Origin of the sequence: Tissierella pigra, assembly GCF_009695605.1 — a bacterium.
Lineage (GTDB): Bacteria > Bacillota > Clostridia > Tissierellales > Tissierellaceae > Tissierella > Tissierella pigra.
Genome location: NZ_VUNQ01000074.1, coordinates 1 through 10089, shown reverse-complemented (window position 1 = coordinate 10089; position 10089 = coordinate 1). Strand labels below are relative to the sequence as shown.

The 10089-nt window shown below is 34.0% G+C and carries 16 protein-coding genes; 1 reads left to right on the top strand and 15 read right to left on the bottom strand.

The genetic code is table 11. From position 1 onward, the window contains the following. From FYJ83_RS18665 to FYJ83_RS18610, 12 genes are all read right to left on the bottom strand, one after another. Window positions 1–403 (bottom strand): hypothetical protein (locus FYJ83_RS18665; protein ID WP_229768662.1); only part of this gene is annotated, 403 nt, incomplete at its 3' end. A gap of 135 nt (window positions 404–538) precedes the next feature. Then, complete coding sequence (locus tag FYJ83_RS18660) at window positions 539–1006, bottom strand: hypothetical protein (protein ID WP_154443001.1); 468 nt, start codon at window positions 1004–1006, stop codon at window positions 539–541. A 115-nt stretch (window positions 1007–1121) separates the two neighbouring features. Further along, window positions 1122–1649 carry a hypothetical protein gene (locus tag FYJ83_RS18655; protein WP_154443000.1) on the bottom strand — a complete coding sequence of 176 codons (528 nt, stop codon included), beginning with the start codon at window positions 1647–1649 and terminating at the stop codon, window positions 1122–1124. A gap of 67 nt (window positions 1650–1716) precedes the next feature. Next, window positions 1717–1872: a hypothetical protein gene (locus FYJ83_RS18650; protein WP_154442999.1), complete on the bottom strand. Its 156-nt coding sequence runs from the start codon at window positions 1870–1872 to the stop codon at window positions 1717–1719. Window positions 1873–1976: 104 nt separating this feature from the next. Beyond that, window positions 1977–2303 (bottom strand): nucleotide pyrophosphohydrolase, encoded by a 327-nt coding sequence (locus tag FYJ83_RS18645; RefSeq protein WP_154442998.1) that lies wholly within the window; start codon window positions 2301–2303, stop codon window positions 1977–1979. Window positions 2304–2404: 101 nt separating this feature from the next. Further along, window positions 2405–3181: a Fic family protein gene (locus tag FYJ83_RS18640; RefSeq protein ID WP_154442997.1), complete on the bottom strand. Its 777-nt coding sequence runs from the start codon at window positions 3179–3181 to the stop codon at window positions 2405–2407. A 123-nt stretch (window positions 3182–3304) separates the two neighbouring features. Further along, window positions 3305–3892 carry a hypothetical protein gene (locus tag FYJ83_RS18635; protein WP_154442996.1) on the bottom strand — a complete coding sequence of 196 codons (588 nt, stop codon included), beginning with the start codon at window positions 3890–3892 and terminating at the stop codon, window positions 3305–3307. 1 nt (window position 3893) lies between these two features. After that, on the bottom strand, window positions 3894–4151 hold the full coding sequence (locus tag FYJ83_RS18630) for a hypothetical protein (RefSeq protein ID WP_154442995.1): 258 nt from the start codon (window positions 4149–4151) through the stop codon (window positions 3894–3896). A 3-nt stretch (window positions 4152–4154) separates the two neighbouring features. After that, window positions 4155–5270 carry a DNA cytosine methyltransferase gene (locus tag FYJ83_RS18625; protein ID WP_229768661.1) on the bottom strand — a complete coding sequence of 372 codons (1116 nt, stop codon included), beginning with the start codon at window positions 5268–5270 and terminating at the stop codon, window positions 4155–4157. Further along, window positions 5239–5901 carry a DNA cytosine methyltransferase gene (locus tag FYJ83_RS18620; RefSeq protein WP_229768660.1) on the bottom strand — a complete coding sequence of 221 codons (663 nt, stop codon included), beginning with the start codon at window positions 5899–5901 and terminating at the stop codon, window positions 5239–5241. Before FYJ83_RS18620 ends, FYJ83_RS18625 begins: the two co-directional genes overlap by 32 nt. A gap of 2 nt (window positions 5902–5903) precedes the next feature. Continuing rightward, window positions 5904–6251: a DUF7768 domain-containing protein gene (locus FYJ83_RS18615; RefSeq protein ID WP_154442994.1), complete on the bottom strand. Its 348-nt coding sequence runs from the start codon at window positions 6249–6251 to the stop codon at window positions 5904–5906. Window positions 6252–6281: 30 nt separating this feature from the next. Further along, entirely contained in the window at window positions 6282–7178 is an 897-nt protein-coding gene (locus FYJ83_RS18610) for a conjugal transfer protein TrbL family protein (protein ID WP_326828373.1), read from the bottom strand. A gap of 190 nt (window positions 7179–7368) precedes the next feature. Here FYJ83_RS18610 and FYJ83_RS18605 point away from each other — a divergent pair, with 190 nt between their 5' ends. Next, window positions 7369–7569, top strand: a complete 201-nt coding sequence (locus tag FYJ83_RS18605) for a hypothetical protein (RefSeq protein WP_154442992.1) — start codon at window positions 7369–7371, stop codon at window positions 7567–7569. 59 nt (window positions 7570–7628) lie between these two features. Here the strand turns inward: FYJ83_RS18605 and FYJ83_RS18600 are convergent, their stop codons facing one another. The 3 genes from FYJ83_RS18600 to FYJ83_RS19775 form a co-directional block, all read right to left on the bottom strand. Next, window positions 7629–7970, bottom strand: a complete 342-nt coding sequence (locus tag FYJ83_RS18600; RefSeq protein ID WP_154442991.1) for a DUF3852 domain-containing protein — start codon at window positions 7968–7970, stop codon at window positions 7629–7631. A 25-nt stretch (window positions 7971–7995) separates the two neighbouring features. After that, entirely contained in the window at window positions 7996–9687 is a 1692-nt protein-coding gene (locus FYJ83_RS18595) for a hypothetical protein (RefSeq protein WP_154442990.1), read from the bottom strand. 64 nt (window positions 9688–9751) lie between these two features. Next, on the bottom strand, window positions 9752–10089 hold a 338-nt coding region (locus FYJ83_RS19775), incomplete at its 5' end, for a DUF6550 family protein (protein WP_229768659.1).

The following is a 10089-nucleotide window of genomic DNA, read 5'->3' as shown; positions in this document are numbered from 1 at the left end:
ATACTGCACAATGAAATAGTGGCTCCCTATTTCTATGCATAGTAGATACTAGTGTTACCACATCTTGTAGATTACTTTCCGCTGTTACAGTCTGTTGTAAATCATTTGTATTTGAAGTATTCATCCTATTTTTATTGGCTGCATTATGAATGATTTTCTTTTCTTCATTTGGAGTTACCTGCCTTGTATAGATTCTAAGAGTAACACCATCCTTCTCTCCAAGGTGACGAAGGATAGCCTGTTCATTTGTACTTGTAGGATATTCCCTTAATGCCCATACACATCTATAGGTATTTCCACAAATAAAGTGGTCAGTGTTAAATTTAATGATAGAAGGGGCAATCATATCAACAAAGGTTTTAATTTTTTCATCTTCCGTCATAGGCGATTTATTTTTTGCCATGATATTTACCTACCTCTCTTTCTTTTCTTCTGCACTAAAAAAGCCCCACACATTGTGCAAGGCTGTATATAGCTAATATATAAATGATGTGTCTTAGATTTATAAATCATTTGCTTATGTTAATAATTATTTTTATCAATTGGTTATTTCATAAACATCCACTCTTTTAATAATCCTGTACTGTTTAGCCCACTCTTGAATTTGGTCCACCCCTTCTTCTGATAAATCAAAGATAAGTGTCTCATCACCATAATGTTGACTTGAAAACAATAACTTTTTACCATTGTATAAGTTAAGAGTAAACCATTTAACAAAACCTTCTTTAGATAAGAAATTTTCCTTCACTTCAATTTCAAAATCATTTGTTACTTTCCCTTGAAAAACAATTTCTCTAGTTTCTTCATTATCTATTTTTTTACCATACTTTATTCCCGATTCTATAGCTTCTCCATCCTCCGACCATACCCTTGTTTCAAAAGTATCTGCCTTATTAAGAAATTTCTTTACAAGATCAACCCACCATGAATAATCTGCAAAAATAGAAGCCATATTTCTACTAGAAATGTCTTCTCTTTCAACCATAAACATTACATAATATGGCATAAACTTACCTCACAAAATATAAAGTAGTCTTTAATTCGTATAAAATTACCTCTACGACTTATTTTTAAAAGAATACGTCTTAATTATAAAATTAATTAACTAAAAATAATAATTATTATTTACTCTGACCTAATACAAGTGTTGCGAATGCATAAGAAGATTTATTTATCTTACTTCTAATCAATAAGCAATGTATGGATTTCTCTTCGACCATATAATCATAATATCTTTCCAAGTCCTCAATTTTTTCAAACATAAATTCTGTATTTCCGTCTTCTACCGAAGTTAATATAAGTGGATTTATGTCATAATCAGAAACAATATTACCTCTTTCATCTACGATGTAATCATAAACTTCGAATTCAGTTGTTTCAAAATTCAGAGCTTCAATTTCAATTTTTTCTCCAAAATCAATCATTGGCAAATCAATAAATCTTTTACCAACCATAAAATCTTTTATCCCTTCTTCAATATCTTCTTTCTCTTTATTATTTCTATTAAAATAATGAATCACCTTTAATTCATTAGAATCATATGATATTTTAATGGCTGGCTCTTGTATCATACTATTTTGGCAAGATGCTAAAACTAATAATATTAATAATAAACTAATCATAATAAATGAATTCTTAAATCTTTTCACAATACTTCATCCCCTAAAATATAAATTCTCTTACTTTTTATAAATCTACTTTTACACACATATATGTTTATTTGATGTTATTTCTCTTTATATATGCCATAATAAATCCACCCATTGTTGCAATCGATAGTATTGGGCCTAATTCACCAGCATTCATTCCGTAACCAATGCTGGTACCTACTAAACCAATAACAATGGTTACAATAATTCCAAGTATAATCATTTTTATCACTCCTCAAAAAATATAAATAATCCTTACTTCACATTTATCTACCACTACGACATAAAATATAAATTATGCACAATAGTTACACTACAAATTGGAATTTACCATCGTTCCATATTAGCTTGATGTTTTTGCAAATATATTTGTTCCAGCTCTTGTGGTGAAATATCATAACAAAGCATAACATCATTCAAATACATAAGAGTGTCGCACATTTCCTCAATAAAATTATTTCGAACATCTATATCATCCATAATCATTTTATCGCCCCTTTTTTTGATTACATCAGCTATTTCACCTGCTTCAATTATCATCCATAGAAGTTTATCCCTTCCTCTGTCAGGCGAAAGAGGATCCCATTTATCTTTATATTTTTCTTGTAACTCCTTTTGGATTTCTTGCATTTTCTCAAAGTTAAAACCTGACATTGTCTTCCCTCCAAATTCTTATTTATCGGTATGTTAAACAATTATTAGTCCGTAATTTTTTCTGCTGAACATAATTATACTTTTATTCATTAAATATCTTGTTATTCCATCTTCATTCCATTATTATCTTGCTCTAATTTAGGCAATGGAATATGAAGAAGTCTTAAAAAATCCTTTTGTGATTCCAGTTCTCTTTCCACAATAAAGTTAATAAATAAGCTATCATCTTCATGTGCTTTTTCTAGGAGTGAAATATACTCAGTTCGTAAAATTGGAGGAATTAGTGCTGGCAGATATCCATCCTGTATCAATGTTGTATTCATTAATAGCCTAGCAACCCTACCATTACCATCTTTAAAAGGATGGATAAATACAAACTTTTTATGAAGCAGTGCTGCAAATTCTACTGGATGATATTTTTTTCTTTCTGTCTTTATCCATTTACATAAATCCTCTATTTCACTTTGAATATTTTCTACTTTGGTAACCGGATAGTTAGATCCTGTGATAAATACAGGAATGTCACGATATCTTCCTGCAAACTTTTCCTCAATATTTTGATAAAACAGTTTATGCAGATAAAGGATGTCTTTCTCTATGATTTCTTTATTCTCAAGCAAAGTAAACATATAGTCATATGCTTTTGCATGATCTACGGCTTCAAACATATCTCTTAGAGGTCTTCCCCCAACCGTTAATCCATCTTCTATTAAAACTTTTGTTTCACTTTCAGTCAAAGAATTCCCCTCTAGTGCATTTGATGTCCATGTTAATCCAACACGATAAAAGTCTTTTATCTGCTTTAGCATTTCACCTTCAAATGGTCTTAACTCATTAATGGTATTTTGATATAAATCCAATTTTTCAATGCCTTCCATCATTTCACTCCCTTTTTATATATTTTTATATAGATATAGTATAGTTTTCATAATCCTTTAATTATACCAATTGTACCATATACCATTTATCAAATAAACTCATATTTTCTGTCTTTACTTTATTTAATCATTGAAAATTACCCATCTTTCCCCATCATAGTCTTCATATCTTTCCGTTGTTACATTCTGCTCATAATATACTCCAAGGAATCTTTTGATATCTGCATTATCTGCTCTTCTAGCTACAAATCCTTGATCCTTTAAATTTTTTTCTATCCTTGAAAGATAAGGAAACACATTTGATTCCTTTTCATCTTTAAGACGAATAATAATTAGAAACTCTCGGGCAGTTGCCATCTGTACTTGCATTCTATCAAGATTAGTGCTATCTTGTTGTAACAGTTTTCTTATAACAGGATTTTGTTCCATCTCCATTCTTCTTTTTAAATATTGCTTATTATCCTCAAAATTTTCCTTTGAATTGAGGCATAGCATTTCTATTTCAGCTATTCCTTTTAGAACTGTCATAAGAGCATAAATTCTAGCTCCTATATTTTCATCTGATAATACTGATATATTAGTTGGGTGGATTATAAAGTATACTAATTCCCCATAAGGAGTCTTAGTACTAAAATCTGTAATTTCATCTATCCCTATAAGTTCCCTTGTGGACTGCCTTTGTTTTTCCCTTTTTCTCTGCTTTATACTCATTTTATAACCTCCATTCAAATACTTGCTGTTTTAAAATAAAGAAGGCACAAGCATATTGAATAAAGTTTAGTATGCTTGTACCTTCAAATTGTATGGTTAAAAAAGCATAAACTGCTGTTATTACAATTGGTGGCATAAATCCTAGCTGTACTAAAGCAAATACAGAAACAAGAAGTCCTATTCCAATTACTCCAATGTCCTTAAGTTCCCATAGCCATAATGTTGCTTTAGCTTTTAAATTATCTGGATACATATACATCCTTTACTCAGTCCCCTCTTCTTTAAACTTTCTTAGAAAATAAGCAATCCCCTGCATAATAAAATCTACACAAGGGATTGCTACACTATTACCTAATGCCTTATATCTTGCACTATCTGATGCCTTTTCAATGTTAGTCCATCCATCTGGAAAGCCTTGAAGTCTTTCACATTCCAATGGAGTAAGTCTACGAACTAGATTTCTTGTAGTTACCAGATTCTCACTTCCTCCACCATTATCTCCACCTCCTGCTCTTAGAGTTGCACAACCTTCTTTATAGTTAGCAAATGCTGATTGCCCAAATATCATCTCCTCACAATCTACAATACACTTATCCTGACTTACATATTGATTACCAATGCCTTTTTCATCCCCTACACACAATGTACCTACTATATCTTGATATGTTTTAGGTGGAAAACAAACAGCATGGATGTCGCTTGTAGTAAGGGTGTAGCTAATATCTTCTTGAAATCCACACCCATTTCCACCATTATGTTCTTTCCTATCTATAATGTTTCCTGCAATGCAATAGCTTTCTTGGTCAATATGTTTTGATACCAAAGGAACATTATTTCCACCTGTTCCATAGGTGGCTGCAATTGTAGGTGCTACTTTTAAGGGACCATTGTATCTGCAATCCCTCCCGTGGTTATCGAATAGAACTGGTTGATTGTTACCACTTGTACCTGCTGAAGATGTAGTAGTGGGACAAAGATCAACACAAATTTCCGCATTACCTTGCTGAGTTTCCATGACTATAGGCAAATTTCCACCCATGCTAGCTCGTAACGTGGAAGTAATATTCTCTGTTATATCCATTCGATTACCACCCTGATCATTAAGGCATAGCATGGGTTCTGCAATGTCTGCAATAAATGTCTGCATCTGCATATTTTGTGTTGCCATCAATGCTCCTGATATTCCATTTAAATCAATTCCCTCATTACGCTGATTAATGTGATATGCCTTGTATTCAATGGGCATATCCTTGTTAAAGCCTTGTTCTATTCCCTTAATCCCTGCTTGAATCTCCAAAGCCGTTTTTAATTGTTTTGGCAGTTCCTTACCTCTTAACTTTGCCCTTCTAAGTATTCCCAAACAAGCTTTCTTGCTCAAATAATATTTTTGGAGCGGTGTGTCCTCCAAAATCTGCCACAAGAAAGATTCTTTTACGCCTTTGGGCGACACCCCAGTATTGAGCATCGAGAACTCTCCAAGCAATGGTGAATTCATATCCCAATATGCACCCAGCAGATTTCCATATCCCTCTCGGAGGTCTAGGTATAGATACATTGCTGTCTGCAATTCTTGCGGTTTCCTCAAGGACCGCCTTAAAGTCTTCCCCTCCTGCACTTGAGAATGCTCCAGGGACATTTTCCCAAACGAAGTATCGAGGTCTGATAAGGTGATTTGCTTTTCCTTCTCTCCCATCTTTACACCTCATTTCTTTTGTGATTCTAATTTGCTCCATAAACAATCCTGAACGCTCACCTGCAAGTCCTGCCCTTTTACCGGCCACACTCAAATCCTGACAAGGTGATCCCCCGGTTATAATATCAACAGGAGGCAATTCATCCCCTTTTAATTTTGTTATATCACCAACATGAACCATATCTGGAAACCTTATTTTCGTCACTTCAATGGGAAAGGATTCTATCTCACTTGCCCACAGGGGAATGATTCCATTATTAACAGCAGCAAGAGGAAATCCTCCTATTCCATCAAAAAGACTCCCCATGGTCATCATTACTACATTCCTAACCTTAAGGGAGTCTGTTTAATATCTATATCAAAATGTCTAATTCTCTTTACTGGAATCCCTTTTGCCCTTGCAAACTGAATTTCTTCAAACATTCCACTGGAAATATTATCTCCAAATACCCACAGTTCATCACATTTTGCTAATAGTTCTTTTCCTATTTTAATACCTAGTTTCCTTTCTTCTAGATTATTATCATTTAAAATCTGAGGATAAAGAAGATGGGGACAAAAAAATGCATTGCCACTATTTAACACATATCGGCAAGCCTTTTTTGCATAATCTATATTCTTTTTTACATCTCCTGCATAGGGAGATGCTATAAATATTAGTTTCATAAAACTCCTCCATTTCTTTTTCATTGCTTACTATTTCGGTACTGCTTGTACAATAGTTTTTGTGGTATTAACTGCTGCTTGTGCTGTATAAACTGCACTCATTATATTAGCCTTTGTGGATGTATCAAGTCCAAATGCCCCAGCAATCCTTGGCACTTCTCCTGCCGATAACATGAGACCAAGTCCTAATAATGCATGGTCTTTTACTACCATAAGTCCTGCAGTTAGTATGGTGGCTTGCAAGAATGTAGTAAGACATAGACCGATTATCTGCTTAGACCATTGAATAAAACCATCAATATAACCTCGGGGAGCAGAAAACATATAAAGACTTCCAACTGCTATTTGAATCAATAAAATTCCACCTCTTTTAAGGTTTGCAAAGAACACTTTAATAACTGCATAGCCCATTAGAATAATTATGAACAGGGCCATAAATGGACTTGTTATTATAGAAAGTCCACCAAAGATTCCTGAACTGCCAATGCTAGTAACATCCCCTGCATTATTTAATACTATAATAATGTTTGATGCAAGTTCACCTATTCCACTTCCATAACCAGTTATCCCTGCAGTTAAACTTGCTTGTAAATTAATAGATAATTTATATAGTTCCACTGGTACTATGGTAAATAAACTAACAGCCATAAATCCTTTTATAGAATTTATGGCTGCATCTCTAATACTTCCCCTACCATTTTGATACTCAATACCTGTTTCAAAGCAAGATACTACAAGACCAGTTCCATATAGTGACCAAGCAAGATAGGAGAAAAACAAAACAATAGATTGTACCCAACTCATATCAAAGAGTTCTACTCCCATATTTCCCATCTGAGCAAAGAAATCTGCAAGAAAACCTATAAGTTGTCCATAAATCCAATCAATTATTTGATCCATAATATCACCTAATATAAAATCCCATATAAATATTGTTATCGCCTCCTTTCAAAGAAATAAAAAATGTACATCTTGCTGTTAGATGTACAGAATAAGTGATACTTTTCAAAGTTACTTAATACCGAGTATATATTAGTCAATACTCACAGATTGCTTGAAGATAGCAACGGAATATGATATTATATCGACAGACAAAAATTTATGGAAGAGGTATAATATGAAAAAAGATACAAATAAATATTTAGCAATAGGTATACCCCTTGGATTATGCTTTGGTGCTGGTGTAGGAATTATTATAGGGATTATCATAAATAAAAGTAACTTTATATTTGGCATACCTTTAGGAGCTGGATTAGGAATGATTATTGGTATTATTGTTGGCTCTATCTTAGATAGTAATAATAAAAAGATAAAATAAATTACAAATTTCAATTTATAGAGTAGGATGAATCCAAATGGATATATCCTACTCTTTTATTACATCCCGAGTATCTTCCAAATGTATGTTGGAGCTGTTAGGGTGAATACCAAACATGCAAACAAAATTGCTGGCCCACTCCACTCAAATTGACCGTGCTTGCGATAATCAAAATAAGCCATTCCCAGTTTAGCAAAGAAAAACACTGCTAAAATAAGATCTATTGCAGGAAACACAACTTTATTTACTACAGTCTTAATTTGTCCGGATGCATCTTTCCAAGTACCCTCGATTGCACCTGCTACATCTCCCGAACCTGCAGCAAAAGCTGTAGTACTAAACATTAAAGTAAACATTAATACTATGCATATAGCTAATGTACTTCTCTTATATCTCTTCATAAAATCCACCTTTCTCTTTCTGTATTTAAGGTTTTAAAGGCGCAATATGCCAGTCTTGCCATAGATTTCCCCTTATTGTAAGTGAGTCTGTAAGATTCATAGAAAGCATCCCATCAGGGGTCCATGCATCTACGAGCCATGTGTTTACAATATATTCACCGTCTGGCATCCATATAGGTGTAAAATGTGTACGGTTTTTGTAGGTAGAATACTTATTTTTCTTAAATTCAAATCTTGTATTTGAACCTCCTGAAACACGTTCTAATAATCTCCAGTAGGTTTCATATCGAAATTCTGGAAAATAAGAAACGGCATTTTGAGGATAGGTAATGGCAGAACTTTGATTGCTACTTACACTTGCATTTACCAATTGATTGATGCCGTATCCACTTTTGAAAACACTTCCACTTGCAGTAGGATTTTTAATATCATTTGTAATTCTCATATCAGCAGAAAGTCTTGCACTATATTGGTCAAGGTCAAACTCCCACCAACCATGATCACACCAATATCCTGAATCTTCCCCAGTTCTATGCCATACCCAATACTCTTGCCACCATGGACTCCATATGCTCCAATTAGCTGTTGTTTTCTGCTCTCTATTTGGAACAGGAGCATGTGAGAATGTATCATTTCTATCATTAGCTACAGGATTTGGAGGCGGATTCTTATCTAAATCAACAATCCTTACATCGATAATCGATTTAGTTATGCTGCCAGAACCACGAACACTTACATTAATAATCATATCCTGCTCAGTATCTGGTGTTGTCCATTTTACCCAAGCAAGTTGTGAGTCACCTCTAGGATAGTAGACATTTCCTACATTGTAGGTTCTTCCCCCTATTTCAAAGCTAACACTGGTTGGATTATCAGGATCAGATTGCCCACCACTTACCATTACCGATGTTATAACTTCTGTATTTACTCTATATTCATAATCATAGGTGCTGATAATTGGTTCTTCTGGTTTCTCTGTAAAACGAACAATTCCAAGACCCAAAGAAGACTTGATATCTGCATTGGATGCTGGAGTTGACGTACTGCCTTTCCATGCATGATATCCTAAATCTCCTACTTCCAAAAACATTGAGAGAGGTAAATTTTTATGGGATAAGGATACCATTTTACTTCTTAATAATCCACTTACCTGCTCATCATACATAGCCGCCTCTGTTGCTGTTGTAGCAACCATAACCCCTTGAAATGTATAATATGCCATAGGTTCTAAGAGTAGTTTATATTCTCCATTAATTAGTATGTCATAATTCATTCCTGTACGAGATGCAATTGAACGAATAACCTGCTCATCTGTAAAATAGCTTTTTATGGCCTCAATATTATTTTTCCCATCTGTACTTACTATTTTAGGTATTGATTGTGAAGGATTTATAAAGGAATAACTATCTCCACTAGGTGAAAGAGTCTTACCACTGTTATAACTTATTTTGCTTACCTTTCCAAAATGCAGGCGGACATTGGTTGGCGATTTATTAGTTAAATCAATAGGGGTAGTCACTGTAGAATGGTCACTTGCACGAACTACAGTCACCCTCACCCCATCATAACCAGGTGACCATTTATTTCCACTTGTACCACTTCCCATTCCTCCACCGCCAGAGTCAATATTTCCATCTCCAACTGCAAGTACAGAAATAGGTGCAACTAAATTAAATATCATTAAAAAGGCTATAAAAATTGTTAATATTCTCTTCATGGAATTCTCCTTTCTGCAAAGAAAAAACACTGTATTTCTACAGTGTCTATCTTGCTATTAGTATTTAATCCATATTACCTACCTTGTTACCATTCTCATACATATCTTCAGCTTTAATTCCTTCACCTTCTCCAATATCATCAATCCATCCAAATCCAGGCACATAAATCTTACCATCTTTTTTATCTCCACTCTTTGGTTCATCATTCTTTTTTGGTGGCTCTTCGGGTTTCTCTACCTTGTCATGATCCACATTTACTGGTGGCTCTGTTACCCTTTCACCATTAGGTTTCTGAGTTGGATTTGTAAGCTGTTCTTTTGTAGGTTCTTTAGGCTTTTCAACATTCTTTTGAATAGTCTGCTCTGTTCCCTTATTTACACCGTTCTTATTTGTAGACTGTG